This is a genomic window from Haladaptatus sp. AB643, from assembly GCF_024136975.1.
Classification (GTDB): domain Archaea; phylum Halobacteriota; class Halobacteria; order Halobacteriales; family Haladaptataceae; genus Haladaptatus.
Window position 1 is genome coordinate 70,526 of the sequence record NZ_JAMYJW010000008.1, and the last position, 17,016, is coordinate 87,541.

The 17,016-nt window shown below is 63.9% G+C and carries 13 protein-coding genes; 9 read left to right on the plus strand and 4 right to left on the minus strand.

Translation table 11 applies throughout. The features are described 5' to 3' along the window. Positions 1-40: 40 nt before the first annotated feature. Positions 41-799 (plus strand): helix-turn-helix domain-containing protein, encoded by a 759-nt coding sequence (locus NKF25_RS15955; RefSeq protein WP_253227649.1) that lies wholly within the window; start codon positions 41-43, stop codon positions 797-799. 504 nt (positions 800-1,303) lie between these two features. Here NKF25_RS15955 and NKF25_RS15960 read toward each other — a convergent pair. Both NKF25_RS15960 and NKF25_RS15965 read right to left on the minus strand, forming a co-directional pair. Then, entirely contained in the window at positions 1,304-1,672 is a 369-nt protein-coding gene (locus NKF25_RS15960) for a DUF192 domain-containing protein (RefSeq protein ID WP_253227650.1), read from the minus strand. Between the two features lie 84 nt (positions 1,673-1,756). Continuing rightward, positions 1,757-1,990, minus strand: a complete 234-nt coding sequence (locus NKF25_RS15965; RefSeq protein WP_253227651.1) for a hypothetical protein — start codon at positions 1,988-1,990, stop codon at positions 1,757-1,759. 288 nt (positions 1,991-2,278) lie between these two features. Between NKF25_RS15965 and NKF25_RS15970 the strand changes: the two genes are divergently transcribed. From NKF25_RS15970 to NKF25_RS15985, 4 genes are all read left to right on the plus strand, one after another. Next, positions 2,279-2,605, plus strand: a complete 327-nt coding sequence (locus NKF25_RS15970) for a HalOD1 output domain-containing protein (RefSeq protein WP_253227652.1) — start codon at positions 2,279-2,281, stop codon at positions 2,603-2,605. 184 nt (positions 2,606-2,789) lie between these two features. Further along, complete coding sequence (locus NKF25_RS15975) at positions 2,790-3,887, plus strand: tyrosine-type recombinase/integrase (protein ID WP_253227653.1); 1,098 nt, start codon at positions 2,790-2,792, stop codon at positions 3,885-3,887. 95 nt (positions 3,888-3,982) lie between these two features. Beyond that, positions 3,983-5,245, plus strand: coding sequence for a Dyp-type peroxidase (locus NKF25_RS15980; protein WP_253227654.1), 1,263 nt, complete (start codon positions 3,983-3,985; stop codon positions 5,243-5,245). A gap of 60 nt (positions 5,246-5,305) precedes the next feature. Beyond that, positions 5,306-6,361, plus strand: a complete 1,056-nt coding sequence (locus NKF25_RS15985) for an iron transporter (protein WP_253227655.1) — start codon at positions 5,306-5,308, stop codon at positions 6,359-6,361. Here the strand turns inward: NKF25_RS15985 and NKF25_RS15990 are convergent. Both NKF25_RS15990 and NKF25_RS15995 read right to left on the minus strand, forming a co-directional pair. Then, entirely contained in the window at positions 6,358-7,347 is a 990-nt protein-coding gene (locus tag NKF25_RS15990) for a transcription initiation factor IIB (protein WP_253227656.1), read from the minus strand. The genes NKF25_RS15985 and NKF25_RS15990 overlap by 4 nt on opposite strands. Positions 7,348-7,713: 366 nt before the next feature. Beyond that, positions 7,714-8,337: a phosphoribosyltransferase family protein gene (locus NKF25_RS15995; protein WP_253227657.1), complete on the minus strand. Its 624-nt coding sequence runs from the start codon at positions 8,335-8,337 to the stop codon at positions 7,714-7,716. Positions 8,338-8,475: 138 nt separating this feature from the next. Here NKF25_RS15995 and NKF25_RS16000 point away from each other — a divergent pair, with 138 nt between their 5' ends. The 4 genes from NKF25_RS16000 (at position 8,476) to NKF25_RS16015 (ending at position 16,976) form a co-directional block, all read left to right on the plus strand. Then, on the plus strand, positions 8,476-11,049 hold the full coding sequence (locus NKF25_RS16000) for a PAS domain S-box protein (RefSeq protein ID WP_253227658.1): 2,574 nt from the start codon (positions 8,476-8,478) through the stop codon (positions 11,047-11,049). Between the two features lie 157 nt (positions 11,050-11,206). Next, on the plus strand, positions 11,207-12,175 hold the full coding sequence (locus tag NKF25_RS16005; RefSeq protein WP_253227659.1) for a DUF1616 domain-containing protein: 969 nt from the start codon (positions 11,207-11,209) through the stop codon (positions 12,173-12,175). A 3-nt stretch (positions 12,176-12,178) separates the two neighbouring features. Beyond that, positions 12,179-15,217 (plus strand): FtsX-like permease family protein, encoded by a 3,039-nt coding sequence (locus tag NKF25_RS16010; protein ID WP_253227660.1) that lies wholly within the window; start codon positions 12,179-12,181, stop codon positions 15,215-15,217. Then, positions 15,210-16,976, plus strand: coding sequence for a sodium/phosphate symporter (locus NKF25_RS16015; RefSeq protein WP_253227661.1), 1,767 nt, complete (start codon positions 15,210-15,212; stop codon positions 16,974-16,976). The genes NKF25_RS16010 and NKF25_RS16015 overlap by 8 nt, the downstream gene beginning before the upstream one ends. The last annotated feature ends 40 nt before the right edge of the window (positions 16,977-17,016 follow it).

A 17,016-nucleotide genomic window follows, 5' to 3' on the forward strand; every position in this document is an offset into this window, starting at 1 on the left:
CCCACAACATATCTCAGACGACCACGAAGAAAGGTATATCATGTTCCGACCTCGCCATCGTACAATCGTGGTGTTCACCGCCCTGCTCCTCGTTGCGACGGTCCCTCTCGGATTCGTCGTCCCAGCCGTCGCGAGTGCACCGGTAGCGGACACGCCGGTACACCACGCACCACCAGCACAGCGACATTCGAACGCAGCAACCCTCGATGACCCCTTCGGCATCGGTTCGCACGGCCACCCCTTCCCGAACGGACCCACGTCGGCGATGGAGTACGCCGATATCGACGAAGCACCCGGTTCGATAACCGTCGGGAGCTACAGTCGGTACGACGGGTCGAACCCGCTCAACAACGCCACGCGGGCCACGATATACGCCACCGTCGCCGAGGAACCCGGACTCTCCCTGTCGGCACTGAGCGAGGAAACCGACATTCCGCGTTCGACGGTTCGCTACCACGTCAGGATCCTGCAGGAGGAAAAGTTAGTCGAGACGACTACCGTCCGCGGAAAACGTCGGGTGAACCCCGCTGGCGACGACAACCCCGCGTTGGCCGCCTCGCTATCGGACGAGGCGACTGCCACCCTGCTCGAAACGGTCGCCCGTGACGGTCCCGCGAGCGTCTCCGACCTCGCGGACGCGCTCGACCGGACCCCCGGCACCGTCTCGTATCACTTGGAACGTCTCGCCGATGACGGCCTCGTGGAGCGGGAACGTGCTGGAAATGCGGTCGTCACGACGCTCCCGGATAGCGTCGCGGCCGCGGTGGGAACGACGACGGACGCCATCGACGCCGACTGAATCCGTTTTGAGAAACTGGTCAAAACCTCCTTTTAACTGCCGTGGTTCGATAGGGATGCGGACGGACGCAGGGAACTAAACGACACATAGTGACCTGACACACGGTATGGTGCCGTCTCCACGTGGCTCGCGTCTTCCAACCTGTAGACGACCCCTTGCGTCCACTCCGCGGACACGGCACCCGATTGCCCGAGGTCCGGACGAACAGAGGGACGAGAGAAACAGTAACGCCGAGTGCCCTTCGAGGGGTCGGCGAGAATCCGCATAGACACCGTCCGACCTCGGTTACCCGCCTTCGGCCTTCCGAGACGGTATTCGTTCGATTCGTGGCTGTTTTCACTTTCACTCCACTCTGATGAACTATTTGGTGCTCACCGCCGAAACGCGAGCCATGGGATTGCTACGACGGCTCGGTACGGACACGAAGCCGGATCGGCCGTACGAATGCAAACAGTGTGAGACTGCTTTCCCGGTGGAGTACCAAGTGTGCCCCGAGTGTGGGTGTTACTCCGTCGAGCGCGACGACTGGGCCTGACTCGTCACGAGTTCGTCACCCGGTCGGACGTTCTGCACGACACCACCCGAAAACTCGAACACACGATCCCCCGTTCCACGCGCCCTCCCCGTCCAGCGCGGCAATCGAGCGACGTTCGTTACTTCGCCGTTCTCCGTCCACACCACGTCGAGCGCCAGCGGCGTCGCCACCGTCGAAGCGCGATGGTCGCCGACCGAACCGATTTCGAACACCAACCCGTAATCGTCACGAAGGGCGAGTCGAACGAGCCCTCCGACGCGCGACCGAAGCGAATCCACGGGCTCGGCGTGTGCGGCGAGCGTCCGTTCCTCCCCATTCCGTCGGTGGACGACGTGCATGGTTCCGCTTCGAGACGATTCGCTTTGAACGTTACAATCCGGTGGCGACGTGACGGTCTATCTTTTATCTCCGGCCGGAGTGACTCACGCCTCCTGCCCTTGGTGGCCGTGTCCATGTCCGTGCCCGTGTCCGAGAAACAGCGTCAACCCGTGCAAGACGAGGAGACCGAAGAAGACTGGAAACAGGTTGTTTTTCAACCCGTGAAAGAGGATGGGGAGGTACACCAGCGGCAGCGACACCGACAGCCAGAAACTGACGAGTTGGACGGGTCCCGCGAGGAAATGGCTGAACGTGACGAGAACGTCGGCCCATGACATAAGATATCCTACACTGTGCGATATGAATACTATTGACCGGATAATCCGGTCTAACTGGCTATTAAGCCATATCTCGACCGTTACTAACTCCCGCATAATCGAGCTTCTCAGCCCGAAACGCCCGACTGCGGCCCGTAAGACAACATCACTCTCCGAACGAGTTCCCCCCGTCTTGCCTTTTCGCGCGTCGCCGTATGACCGACACCGGTCTTTTGTCTGACAATGATTTATGTTTTTTCAGGGTGTATGTGAGACAGACGAGCCCGTGTCCCACGGGGGGAGTTCCAAATGAGTAAATCAGAAAATCATTCGTGCCCGACGGAAACGATCACAGCGACGTATCACACGCGCCACGATTGGCAGGACGCGGAACCACTCAGTACGACGGTCACGACGGCCCTCGCCGAAGCGATGGACGCCGACCCGACCGAAATCGGTCCGCTGTACGACCAGTTCGACCCGGACGCGTTGGACGGGTTGTTCCATCCCCGTCCGGATGGGGTGGCTCGCACCGGCGGCCACGTCAGTTTCACCATCGACGGGTATCGGGTCTTCGTCCGAAGTGACGGTTTCGTCTCGGTGCATCCGATCGACGGGATCGACGGTGACGACTGACGGGACGTAGGTTTTTATCGTTCCCGCACCGACGGGACGGTATTGCGATGATTCAGCTACCGATACGGCGATGTCCGGCCTGTGGCTATCTCGGCCCGGTCGGACGCTTCGTCGATGCGGAATCGAACCTGACGTGTCCCCGGTGTGGAAACCAACTGTCCGGAACGTTCGATCCACGATTGGCATGACAGGAACGACACTGAGCGACGCGATCGAGGAGTACCTCGTCAGCATCGAAGCCGGGAACTACCGCGCCAACGCCGAATCCGCGCTGACCGCGTGGGCGAACTGGCTCGCCCGCGAGCGCGAGGTGACGGCTATCGAGAACGTGGCCGTCATCGATTGTCGGCGCTACGCCCGCCACCTCAAGCGACAGGTTCGGGAGGGCGAGTTGAAGTCCTCGACGGCCCACACCTACTACGCCTACGTTCGGGCGTTTCTGGGATTCTGCGAGGCGGACGAACTCATCTCCAGAAACCCGGCCGCGGCCTCGCGGGCACAGGCTGAACTGCCCGAGGACACCGCGGACGCCGACCGACAGTTCTGGTCGGCCCGCGACAGGAACGCGATTCTCGCCTTCATGGACCGACGTGTCGAGGAGGCGCTGGACGGCGAGGCCGATGTGTCGCGCGAACGTGCCTACCGCGACCGCGCGCTCGTCCGATTGCTGGCCCTCTCCGGCGTGCGCGGGGCGGAGGTGTTCCGCGACCCGGCGGACGACAAACGGAGCGGTATCGCGTGGGAGGATGTGGACATCGAGGGCGGTGCGGTTCGCGTCTTCGGCAAATCGCGGGAGTACGAGTTCGCCCAACTGCCGAAGAAGGCGGCCGACGCGCTGGAGCGATACCACCGTGTGTGTGATCCTCCAACACCACTGTTTCCGGTGTTTCCGACCGACCACGCACCGTCGAAGTACCGGACCGCCCGCGAGTCGTTGGGCGAGGAGTTCTCCGAGGGAACGGTCGAGAGAATCCTCGACGAGAACGACATCGACGACGTGATCCGGGAGTACGAGATCGTCCTCCCGGCGATTTCGACTCGCGGGGCGCGCAACCTGATGAAACGTCTCTGTGAGTCCGCCGGACTCGACATCGACGGCGAATATCTGAAACCGCACGGCGCGCGACGTGGACTGGGCCACCAACTGTACAGCGAAGGCCACGCGGAACTGGCCCAATCCGCGCTCCGCCACGCGTCCATAGCGACGACCCACGAGAGCTATTCGAACATCCGTGCCAGCGAGACGGCTGAACGGGTGGACGACGTGCTCGACGAACGCTGAATCCCGACACCGATTGCCATATTCCCCATCTCGGACATCCCTTTTCGATGGTCGTACCAGAATCCCTTTTCTCGCGGAATCGCTAGTGTCGAACGATGAGCGATTCGACGCGAGGCATCCCCCGACGCGAGTTCATGAAAGCGGCCGTCGCCATCGGTGGATCGGCCGCACTGGCCGCCTGCGTGGACCGGGGTGGAATGCCGGACGTGCCGAAAGGCCCGTCCGACCTCTCGACACTCCCGAAACGCCAGCACGCATGGAATCAATACCTCTCCACGGACGACTACGGGAACTTCGTCGCCGCTCGCCACAAGATTCTCCTCTTTCTGAACTACAGCGGCGACGGAACGCCGGACGAGTCCGAACGGAAGACGGTCGAGAAGTCGTTCCGGAGCCTCGAACACGCCTACAAACGCGGTAACGACGGGCTGTTGTTCTCCATCGGCTACTCCCCCGCGTACTTCGAGCGGTTCGGTGTGGACGACGTGCTGCCGAAACCGAAGGCGCTGGCGTCGTTCGAGTCCCCGAAACTGGACGAACAGGACGCGGTCATGCAGATCGAGAGCGACCACGCCCAAATCGCGCTCGCCGCCGAGCAGGCGTTGCTCGGCAACCGCGACGAACTGAACGGCGTTGACGTGAGCGGTATCACGGACGTGTTCGAGAAGGCCGACCGCCGGACCGGTTTCGTCGGACACGGCCTCCCCGCCGACAATCAGGACGTGAACGGCATTCCGGACTCGAAGCCGGTTCCGGAGAAGGCACCGCTGTACATGGGCTTCAAATCCGGCTTCAAGAAGAATCAGGCGAGCGAAGACAGCGTGACGATTCAGGAGGGTCCGTTCGAGGGCGGAACCACGAAACACGTCTCCCACATCAACCTGCATCTCGACCAGTGGTACGAACAGGACAGCCGCGACCAGCGCGTCGGCAAGATGTTCTGTCCGGTCCACGCCGAACAGGACAAGGTGAAAGGCGTCGGCAACAACCTCGGCGATTCGAGCGAGATGAATGACGAGTGTATCGACAACGTGAAAGAACACGCCCGCACCCGCGGCATCGTCGGCCACTCCCAGAAATCCGCGCGGGCCAGAAAGGACGACTCGCCGGTCATCCTCCGCCGCGACTTCGATTCGACGGACGGCGGACAGGCGGGACTCCACTTCGTCGCCATCCAGCAATCTATCGAGGACTTCAACAAAACTCGGACGGAGATGAACGGCGACGACCTCTCCGGCAACTCCTCGGTCGGCGAGCGACTCAACAATGGAATCCTGCAGTACATGACGGTCACCCATCGCGGAAACTTCCTCGTTCCGCCGCGCTCCCTGCGGTCGCTTCCGACGGCGAATCCGTGATACCCCTTTTCGACTACCGTACCAGAACCCCTTTTCGCCGCGGGTCGTAACTTCAAACCAATGAATCGCCGTAGTGTTCTGCGGACGACCGGCCTCCTCGGTGCCACCTCGTTGGCGGGTTGTTCCGGTCTGTTTAAAACGAAGGTGATGCCACAAGCGCCGCCGTTGGTCAAAAACCGACCGGACGCGGTGTACATCCCGACGCACAAGGAAGGCATGCAGATGGGCGGAATGGCGAAAAGCGGGCGGTATCGGGCCGCCGTGTTCTACTCCTACCCGCATCGCTTCTGGCTGATGAGCGGTGGGACGGCACAGGACGAGAAGAAGGTCTCCATCAAGGACGACGACGACCTGCACCTGATGGCGTCGGTCTGGGACTCCAAGACAAAGACGGTGCTCCCGACTGGAAACGTTCAAATCGATCTCTCGAAGGACGACTGGAGCACCACCCGGACGATGTGGCCCATGCTCTCACAGAACATGGGTTTTCACTTCGGGGACAATATGGGCCTCGATGGCGAGGGAAAGTACACGGCGAAGGTGAAAGTCGGCGGGTTGAACATCCGTCGAACGGGCGCACTGGAAGGCCAGTTCGGGAAGGGAGCGACCCTGTCGACGTCGTTCACGTTCGACAAGGACACGCTAGAAAAGATTCCGTTTACGCGTCTCGACAACAAGAAAGGGCAGAAGGGTGCCGTTCAGCCGATGCAGATGGACATGCCGATGAGCCACGTTCCGAAAAAGGCCGACCTGCCCGGCGAGTTCGTCGGCACGAACTCCAGCGGCGACGCGAAGTTCCTCGTCACGACCGACGAGAACAGCGACCTAGCGGAGAACACGTATCTGCTCGCCTCGCCGCGAACGCCGTATCGGCGCTATCCGATTCCGATGATGTCGCTGTCGGCGACGTTGAAACGGGGCGGTAAGACGGTGTTCGACGACGTACTGAACGCCACCATCGACCCCGACATCGGGTTCCACTACGGCGCGGACGTGAAAACCGTTCAGAAGGGCGACACACTCACCGTGAAGGTGGACTCCCCGCCCACGGTCTCACGTCACGAGGGGTACGAAACGGCGTTCCTGAAAATGCCGAAAATGCAGTTCTCTATTTAGGCCGCGATGCCATCCTGGCCCGCTTCGAGCAGTTCCTGATACCTGTTTCGAATCGTCACTTCGCTCACGTTGGCGACGTCGCTCACTTCCGACTGGGTTACCTTCTCGTTGCTGAGCAGGGAGCCAGCGTAGACGGCGGCGGCCGCGAGGCCGACGGGCGATTTGCCGCTGTGGACGCCCTGTTCTTTTGCCGTCTTGAGCAGTTCGTTCGCCCGTCGCTCGGACTCGTCACTGATGTCGAGGTCCGACGCGAACCGGGAGACGTAGCTCAACGGATCGGCGGGTTGGATTTCGAGACCGAGTTCGCGCACGATGTAGCGGTAGGTACGCTTGAACTCCATCTCGTCGATGCGGCTGACGGCCGCGACTTCGTCCAGACTGCGCGGGACGCCGGTCTGACGCGCCGCCGCGTACACCGCGGAGGTCGCGACGCCTTCGATGGAACGCCCCGGGAGGAGGTCGTCGTCGAGCGCACGGCGGTAGATGACGCTCGCGGTCTCCCGTACGTTCTTCGGGAGGCCGAGCGCGCTCGCCATGCGGTCGATTTCGCCGAGCGCTTGCTTGAGGTTGCGCTCCTTGCTGTCGCGGGTGCGGAAGCGCTCGTTCCACGTTCGGAGCCGCTGCATCTTCTCGCGCTGGCGTGCGCCGAGGGTGTTACCGTAGGCGTCCTTGTTCTGCCAGCCGATGTTGGTCGAGAGCCCCTTGTCGTGCATCATCTTCGTCGTCGGCGCGCCGACGCGGGACTTCTGGTCCTTCTCCTTGGCGTCGAAAGCTCGCCATTCCGGACCGCGGTCGACGGAATCCTCCTCGACGACGAGGCCACACTCTGCACAGACGGTTTCGCCGTGGCCTTCGTCGGTGACGACGTTCCCGCCACACTCGGGACAGGTTCCCTCCTCGTGCTCGTGTTCTTGCTCGTCCTCGTGTTCCCGCTCGTGGGTCGATACACCGGACTCGCTGTAGCGTTGGATTTTGGTTGTAGTCATGGTGGTGCGTTGGCGGAGGCTCCCGGTAGGGAAAACCCAAAGAATCCCGGAAGCTTAGTTCCTAACCAGGAGTTAGGACGAAATGTACTTAAGCGTTTCGGAATATGGTACGGTAATCACTCATCCATATTCATCGTTAATGACGCCCACACCGAGCGTTAATCGCAGTTTCAGTCTTTCATGATTGTCTGTTTCTGAATCGAAAGTAACAAAAGATTGTCGGTCGGCGTCATGCGATTTTGAACGGGGTTGTGTCGTAGGTATGGCAACAGTACGGGGAAGTGATCGAGTCGGTATCCTGGCCGGAACTTCGGGCAACGACTGTTCGCGGACCTGGCCGGTGACGGTGAAAATGAAGGGGCCGCCTCACTCCTCTAAATACGTCTTCGCCACTTCATCCGGTACCTGATCGAACACCCGGTAGAACTGCCCGACTGCACCGAACTGAAACGGCGTCTCCAGACAGAACACGTCGTCGGCCTCGCCGCGCAACCCCTCGATGGAACTCGGCGACCCGACCGGTACGGCGAGGGCGACGTAACTCGCCCCCGCCTTTTTCACCTGCCTGAGACACGCGATGGTCGTCGCGCCCGTCGCCACGCCGTCGTCCACGACGAGGACGCGTTTCCCTTCGACTGCCGGAATTTGTCCCTCCCCTCGATACTGACGCTCCTTCTCGCGGGCCGCCTCGCTCTTGCGCTCCTGCTCCGCTTCGAGGTACGTCTCGCCGACGCCGATCTGCTCGATAAGGTCGTCGTTCAGCCAGACGCTCCCGTCCGCCCCGACGGCCCCTATCGCCAGTTCCGGGTTTCCAGGTGCCCCCAGTTTCTTCGCCACCACGACGTCGAGCGGGACGTCGAGCGCATCCGCGACTGGTCGACCGATCGGGAGCCCACCGCGTGGAATGGCGAGCACGACGTCCGCGTCCACCCCTTCACGTGCGACGAGGGAGCCGAGTTGCGTCCCCGCATCCGTTCTGTCGTCGAACATGATCCTTCGTTCGAACGGAAGCGATTGACGCGGATAAACCTGTGCGCCGCTGCGAAACGGCGTCGAAATTCAACTCAGTAAACATAATCATTATGGCACTATACGCCAGTTATCGAACGAAACTGAGACATGGGCGAGATGGCACCTATCGTCGTCCTTCACGTGGACGACGACCCCGACGTGCTCGACCTTGCGGCGACGTCCCTCGAAGGGAAGTCGAACCAGCTCCGACTTCGAACCGCGTCGTCCGGCGATGACGCGCTTTCCATTCTCCGCGAGGGCGGGATCGACTGTGTCGTCTCGGAGTACGAGATGCCCGACACGACCGGCATTTCCCTGCTCGAATCGGTCCGCGAGGAGTTTCCCGACCTCCCGTTCATCCTCTTTACGGGCACGGGGAGTGAAACGGTCGCGAGTCGGGCGATTTCGGCGGGCATCACCGACTACCTGCAGAAGGAGATTTCGGTCGATGGATACGCCATCCTCGCCAATCGAATCGAAAGTGTGGTTCACTCGGCGCGGACCGAGCGTGCGCTTCAGGAGAGCGAGGAGCGGTATCGGACGGTCGTGGAGGGCAGCCACGACGCGGTGTACATCTATCAGGACGACCGATTCGCGTTCGTCAACGAACGGGCCTGCGAGATAACCGGCTACACCGCCGACGAACTGCGCGGAATGGACGTTTGGTCGCTCTTACATCCGGACGACCAGGACCGCGTGCGAACCATCGCCGAGAATCGGATGAACGGCAGGCACGAGGTTTCGACCTACGACGCTCGATTCCGAACGAAGGACGGGGAGATCAGATACGGGAACTTCTCGGTGCGCGCGACGACGTATCGCGGGACGACGGCGACCATCGGTTCGGTTCGTGACGTGACCGAGCGCAAACGGACCGAAAGCTGGTTGCAGGCGCTCATCGACCATTCGCGGGACATCGTCACGCTCCTCGACGAGACGGGAACCATCGTGTACGAGAGTCCCGCCGTCGAACGGCTCGGCTACGACCAGGACGAACTCGAAGGCGACGTCGCCTTCGAGTACATCCATCCCGACGACAGGGTACACGCCGCGGAGACGTTTTTCCGCGCCATCGAGAACCCCGAGGTCACCCCTACCCTCACCTACCGCTTCCAGCACGCGGACGGGTCGTGGCGCTATCTCGAAACGACCGGCGAGAACCACCTCGATACGACTTCCGTCAAGGGGTTAGTGCTGAACTCCCGTGACGTGACCGAACAGGTCCGGATGAAGGAGGAACGCGACGAAATCCTCTCCCGGATGACCGATGCCTTCCTCGCGTTCGATGAGGAATGGCGGTTCACGTACGTCAACGAGCAGGCCGAGGAAATCCTGAACCGGACCGCGCCGGAAATCATCGACGAGGTCGTCTGGGACGTGTTCCCCGAGGCCGTCGAGACACGGTTCTACGACGACAACCACGAAGCCATGCGAGTGCAGGAACCGATGACGTTCGAGGCGCACTTCGAGCCGTTCGATAGCTGGTTCGAGGTGAACGTGTATCCGTCCTCGAACGGAGTCTCGGTGTACCTCCGTGACGTGACCGAGCGGAAGAACCGGGAAACGACGCTCGAAGCGCTTCACAACGCGACCCGGACCCTCATGCAGGCCGAGACGAGCGCCGCGGTGAGCGAAATCGCGGTTCGCGTGGCTCGGGACGTGCTCGACCTTCCCGTGACCGCAATCTGGGACTGCGAGGATTCGACGGTCCGATTGGTCGCACGAACCGAACAACACCGGGCGGCGTACGGGGAATCCGTTCCGGAAGCCGACCGGGAGGCGATAGCGGACGCGTTCGAAGCGAACGAGACGGTCGTTCGAAAGCTCCACTACGGCGATGTCGGATCGGAAGCGTTCGTTCCGCTCGGTGCCCGCGGCGTGATGTCCTTCGCCGCGGAGCGACTGGACGATTTCGACGTGTATCACGCCCAACTCCTGGCCGCGAACACCGCCGCGGCCCTCGACAGGGCGGAACGGGAGGACGAGCGGACGGCCCATCAACGGGAGTTGGAGCGCCAAAACGAGCGGCTGGAGGAGTTCGCCAGCGTGGTTTCCCACGACCTGCGAAACCCCCTGAACGTCGCACAGGGCTATCTCGATATGTACCGCTCGACCGGGAAGCGGGAACATCTCACCCATGTCGAACGCGCGCACGAACGGATGGCCAACATCGTCAAGGACGTGTTGACGTTGGCACGGCAGGGACGGACGGTGAACGAGACGAGACCGATTTCGGGGGAGACCGTCGCCACGGACGCGTGGGCCTCGGTCGAAACGGGTCCGGCGACGCTCGATTCCTCGTGGGATTCGATCATCGACGCCGACGCGAGTCGACTCCAGCAACTGCTCGAAAACCTGTTTCGTAACGCTCTCGACCACGGACGGCCCGACGTGACGATCCGTGTCGGCGAACTCACCGGTGTTGTCGAGAACGGCGGTCTTCGGCAGAAAACGGCGACGGGTGGCGCTGCTGCCGGGTTCTTCGTCGAGGACGATGGGCCAGGAATCCCGGAAGCGGCGCGCAAAACGGTGTTCGAGTCGGGTTACTCCACCGCCGAATTCGGAACCGGCCTCGGATTGACCATCGTCCGACAGATCGCCGAAGCGCACGGGTGGGAGGTTTCGCTTGTGACAGCGGACGACGGGGGCGCACGATTCGAGTTCGCGGGCGTCGAACCGGTGAACGAGTGACGCGGACAGCAAGACGTACGGGGTAACGACCGTTCGAATCCGCCGCCCGACCACGTCGAACCAGACCACGTCCCGGTTAACGATTTTTCCTCTCCACCCGGAAAAATGTCTGATCTTCAGAAGATTACTTGACGGTGGCTGTAGTCAACCCGGTAGAATGAGTGACACGTCCGGTCCACGCCGAGTCCTCCGTCCCCCACTCGACCTCGTTTTCGTGGGCGTTCTGTCCGTCGTCGCCGCCGCCGCGCCCTTCGTCCCGCTTCTCGGTGTACAACCGATTCGACTCGTCGTGACGCTCCCGCTCCTCCTCTTTCTGCCCGGCTATGCGACCATCGAAGCGCTGTTTCCGGAACCGGCGACCGGCGACGAACGCTTCGGCGGTGTCGAACGGTTCGCGTTCGCCGTCGGAACGAGCGTGCTCGTCGTCGCGGCGCTCGCACTGGCGCTGGATTACGGCGGCGTGGGAATCCGAGCGGTTCCGGTGCTGTTCTCCACGTGTGGGTTCACCATCGTCGCATCCGCCGTCGCCGCGATCCGTCGCCGGACGGTGGACCCCGAACGGGACGGAATCGCGCCGCGCCGCTTCCGGGACGGCCTGACCGGGATTCGAGCGTCCGAAACGCGACTCGACCGAACCCTGAACGTCGTGCTGGTCGTCCTGATACTCGCGTCCGTCGTCAGCGTCGGTGTCGCGCTCGGCGGACTCGGCCACACCGAGTCGTACACGACGATGTCGTTGCTCACGAAGAACGGGTCCACGACGGTCGCCGCGGACGGCGGAAGCAGGGACCTCCTCGTCGGCATCGACAACCACGAGAATCACCGCGTTCGATACACGGTCGTCGTCCAGCGCCAGCAAATCGCGGCGGACGACCCGACGACGGTGACGAAGCGAACCCCGCTCACCAGGTTTCACGTGACGCTGAACGACGGCGAACGGAAACGAATCTCGTACACCGTTCCGCCGTCGCTGAGCGGGAACCACCGTCGAATCGCCTTCTTGCTCTACGAGGACCGGGTACCGGCGACACCGATGGCGGACAACGCGGCACAGGAGACCCACCTGTGGGTCACCCCGTCGAACGGATCCGAAGGAGATACGTCGAACCAGGGAGCGCGAGGATAACCCGTGGGATATCGACGTCTCCTGCTGACGCGATGGACACGGCGGGACGCGCTCGCGGTCCTCGTCGTCATCGTGACCGTGGCGTTCCTCACCGGAGTCACGCTGGTCGTCCTCGCCGCGGGAACCCAAACGACTTCGATAGCGAAGGAGTACGACGCCGGTGGCCACGCGACGTACTACGATTCAGTGGAGGCGGCCCGAACCCACGCCGATGGTGATGCGCTCGTACTCCCCGTCGCGTCGGTGACGAAACCGGACGGAACTTCGACGTTCGTCGTCGGCGTGTCGTGTCGCCAGGCGGAGAAATTCCGAAAAGGCTCCCAGTATTCGGTCCCCTGTCCGCCGGATTCCGGGGTGAGTAGCGGTCGCGTCGCGTCGAAAACCACACAGCACGTCGAAGGAACGAAGGGGGGCGAGACGGTCCGCGTTCACCCGCGGCATAGCGAGAACGCCATCCTCCCGCCGTACTGGTACGTGGCACACGAATCGGTCGTCTCCGACCTCGGTCGAACCGGCGCGTTCGTCGTGGAACGATCCGGGTCGGGGGGTGCGAGCGGCGCTGTTTCGGGAAGCGTCCCGCTCCGGTCGGCGCTTCCATTCTTCCTCGCCGGGATCCGGCAGGTGCTCACCGTCCTGGCCATTACGGCCGCCGGAACCAGCGTCCTCGTCGGGATTACGGTGTACGGCGTGACGCGGATGCACACCGAGGACAGACGGCGAGCGATCCGCGTCATCCGCGCGACCGGCGGCGAGGCCCGACGCATCGTTCGTCTGTACGGTCTCCGAGCGGGCGCGATCACCGCCGCCGGAACCGCACTCGGCTACGCCGTCGGCGTCGTCACGACGAACGTCGTCGTCAACGCGGCCATCTATCTGGGCGTCCCGACCTCGCTGGCGATTCGCGTGACGCCACGCACGGTGACGATTCTCCTGCCGCTGTACGCCGCTACCGTCGCTGTCGGGGCGATTGCTGGCGTCGTCGCCGCGTGGAAGGTCACCCGGGATTCGCCGGTCACGTCCGCATCGCGGCGTCGCTCGTCGAACGACGGGGCGAACGCGCGACTCCGGGGCTTTCTCTCCCGAGTACGACCCCTGTCGCTGCTCGATTGGCGGGTGCTCCTCCCGAGCGTCGTCCCGCTCGCGGCGTTCGCGACCGTCGTCATCCTCGTGGCCTCGATAACTGGCGTCGTCACGCCCCTCGTCCATCCCGGCGGATCGACGGTCACGGACCCCGGTGCCTCCAATCCGATCGCCAGTCGAGTTCCGGCGGGGTACGCCGCCGCGATAGACCGCCGTGGCACGGAAGCCAGCCCCGAAATCCTCGCGCTCGACGTACACGACGGCCACCCGATGGTCGTCCGCGGCGTCCGGTTCGGGTCGTTCGCGAACGTCTCCGACGCCACGCTCGTTCGAGGGCGTCGGCCGCACGGTCCGGACGAGGCGGTCGTCGGAACCGACCTCGCGCGGACGCTCGGCCTCTCCACGAACGATTCGGTGACGCTCGGCGGGAGCACGACGCCCGGCCTCGATAGGGTAAAAATCGTCGGCGAGTACGCCGCACCCGGGCCGTACGACGACCAACTGCTGGTCTCGCTCCCGACGGCGAGACATCTGGCGAACGTCCGACCGGGGAACGTGCAGATGGTTCGAACCGCGACCCGACTCGAAGGAACCGGAACGTCGGCGAGCAACGGAAACGCCAGCGACGGTATCGCCGTCGTCGGCGTCTCCGCACCGGCGCAAGTACGGCAGAACGCCTCGATTCCGATCCGTCTGCAACTGCAAAATCTCGGCTCGTCGCAGGCGAGTCGTGCGGTTTCGGTTCGCGTCGGCGACCGAAACCGCACGACCACCGTCTCGCTCGACGGCGGCGCACAGCGAGAGGTCCTCGTCCGCCTTCCGGCGGGACGACTCGGCACCGAACGGATTTCCGTCGCGGGACAACGCCGCACGGTTCGCGTCGTCTCCGGCGACGCGATCGAAATTCGGGGTCTTCCCGACCGCGCACCGCCGAACACCGATCCACTCGTGCGCGTCGTGGACGTGAGTGGAAACCCGGTGACGAACGCGACCGTTTCCGGCGGAAACGGTCGCGGGGGGATGAAAACCGGACCGAACGGTACCGTCCGGGTCCACCTCGGCGATTCCGGCCCCGCCACGATTCGCGCCACGGCCGGGGACCGAAGCGCGACGACGACCGTTCGGGTTTCACGAAGCGCGTCCCGGTTGCCGGTCGGGCGACTGCAAGTCCAACCGGACCGGCCGACGCTCCTCGGGCGGCCGACGGCGCGACTGGCCGTCTCCAACCCGTGGAACGAGACGATATCGCGGCGCGTGGCGGTGGTCTCGGGAAGTCAGCGATTCACTCGAAACCTGACGCTGGGTCCGGGCGAGCAACGGACCGTCACGCCGCAACTCGACCGTCGCTCGCCGGGGTCGTACGCCGTCACCGCGGCGGTGGATGGGCGGACCATCGCGCGGACGAACTACCGCGTCGTCGGCGACGACAGGGTCGTCAGCGCGTTGGCGAACAGTGGCCGGAGCGGCGGAACGGGAATCAGCCGAGCCATCACGACCGCGTTCGGCGACCTCAACCTGCTCATCGGCGTGTTCGTCTGCTTGGCGGGGCTGATGACCGTCGGGAGTACCACGGCGACGGTCGCCTACACGGTCCACTCGCGGCGGCAGGTGGTCGGCGTCCATCGCGCGACCGGCGCGTCGCCGCTCCGAATCCTGTCGCTCGTCCTCCTCGACGCGATCACGGTCGGGACGGTTGCGACGATACTCGCGTTCGTCGTCGCCGTGGCGGCGGTGTCGCTACTCGCCGAGGCCGGATTGCTGGTGCTCTACGGGGTTCGAATCACGCCGCTGTTGACCCCGCGGGTCGCCGCGAGCGTCGTCGCGGGCGGAATCGGCGTCATGTGCCTCAGCGCGCTGCTCGTCGCGTTCGCGCTCCTCAGAACGCCGCCGGATTCGCTCCTCTCGGGCTATGGGGCGACGGCGAACCCGAACGCGGAACTCGGGGGTGATTCGAATGAGTGACCGCGCTGGGAGTCGTTCGCGGCGAGGCACCGTTCTCGCCGCGCTGGCCGTCTTCCTGGTCGGCGTCGGGATGCGAACGCTCCCGCTCCACTGGACGCCGCTTCCGTACAACGTCGACGGCTTTCACTTCGCCGCGCTCGCCCACCGCGCGGGGAGGACGGGACATCTCTCCGCAGCGGCGCAGTTCATCCACCCCGACGAGTTCGTCTTCACCGCGTATTTGACCGCGGTGAGCCAAGCGACCGGCGTGGCCCCGCTCCATGTCGCGCAGTTGCTCGTCGCCGTCATCGGAACGGTTCCGGCGCTCGTCGTCTTCGTGCTCGTGTGGGGAATCTGTGAGCAACTCGGTTGGAGGCGTTCACACACCCGACTCGCGGCGGTTCTCGGCGGTTTGCTCCTGTCGCTCGACGGCGTCTACCTCGGTCGGTCCGCCGCAGTCAGCAGCGAGATGCTCGGACACGCGCTCGTCGTCCTGACGGCGCTCGCGTTCTATCGGGCGCTCCGAACGGAGCGCCCGGCATGGATGGCTCTGACGCTCGGGTTCGTCGTCGCCCTCCCCTTGACACACAACCTGAGTGCGCTGGTCGGGGCGCTCGTTCTGCTGGCGATTTTCGTCCGCTCGCTCGGCGTTCGAACCCACGTTCCAACGCGTCGGCGTGCGGTCTTCGGTTCCGCAATCGTCGCCCTATTCTGGCTGGACATGCTGGTGTACTACCAGCATACGAACCTCACGGCGGCGGGCTACGTCACCGCGCTCCCCGGTCTCCTCGTCGCGTGGATGGTCTTCCTCGTCCTCTTCGCGGGGTGGTTACCGAGTGCCGGGACCGTCGTCCAGCGATTCCTTCCCACCTTCGCCGTCGGCGGCGTCGGGACGTTGCTGGTCGCAAACCATTTCCTCCCGATATTCCCCGGTTCGGCATCGACGGCTCCGCTCCAGTTGGCGCTCCTGGTCCCGCTTGCGCTCGTCGGTCTCGTCGCGGCGTGGGGACTCCCGAAGTTGGCACGGGACGCCGGACCGTCCGTGGTCGTCGTGGGTCTCCTCGTCGGACCGCTGGTTCTCATCGGCTTCGCGATGACCGGGAGCCTCACCCACGAGTACGAGGCGCTCGCGGTTCGCGGACAGGTGTTCGCCCACTTCGCGTTGGCGGCGCTCGCCGCCATCACGGCCGTCGACATCGGTCTCCGACGGAAATCGTCGTCCGTTCCGACGCTCGGGCGACGAGCGGTCGTCCCGCTCGTCGCCCTCTGTGTCGTCGCCAGCGCACCGTTCGCGTTCGCGGGACTGCATGCGACCCCCGCACAGCCGACCGTCACGCCGACGGAGTTCGCCACGGGAACGTTCGCGGCGAATCACGTGCAGGGCGGGTGGATCGGCGACGGGCACATGGTCATCATGACCACGAACTACTACAAGGATCGGACGAGCGCGCAGTACACGCCGCTGTACGAGTGGTTGAAAAGCGGCGGTGGGAGTACGAAAGGGGGCACGGTAGCTCCTGATACACCGCCACCCGCCTGCCCGATCGTCGTCCAGCGATCGTGGACGACGCTCGGCGCGCAGGTCTTCCCGGCCTCGCCGACGAAAATCAGTGCCGACCGATACGACCACCTGACCGCGAACAGGAGCGTCGTCTACTCCGCCAGCGGGCGCGACCCGCTGGTCGTGACGACCCCGCGACGGGCGGGGAACTGTCCGGTCGGCCCGAACGAGGGCCCCGCGGCCGGGCTGAGTTCCCCCCGAAACGAGTCCGGGTCGTGATTCGGCCTCCGGTTTCTATTTGACAACGATCGGACAGCCG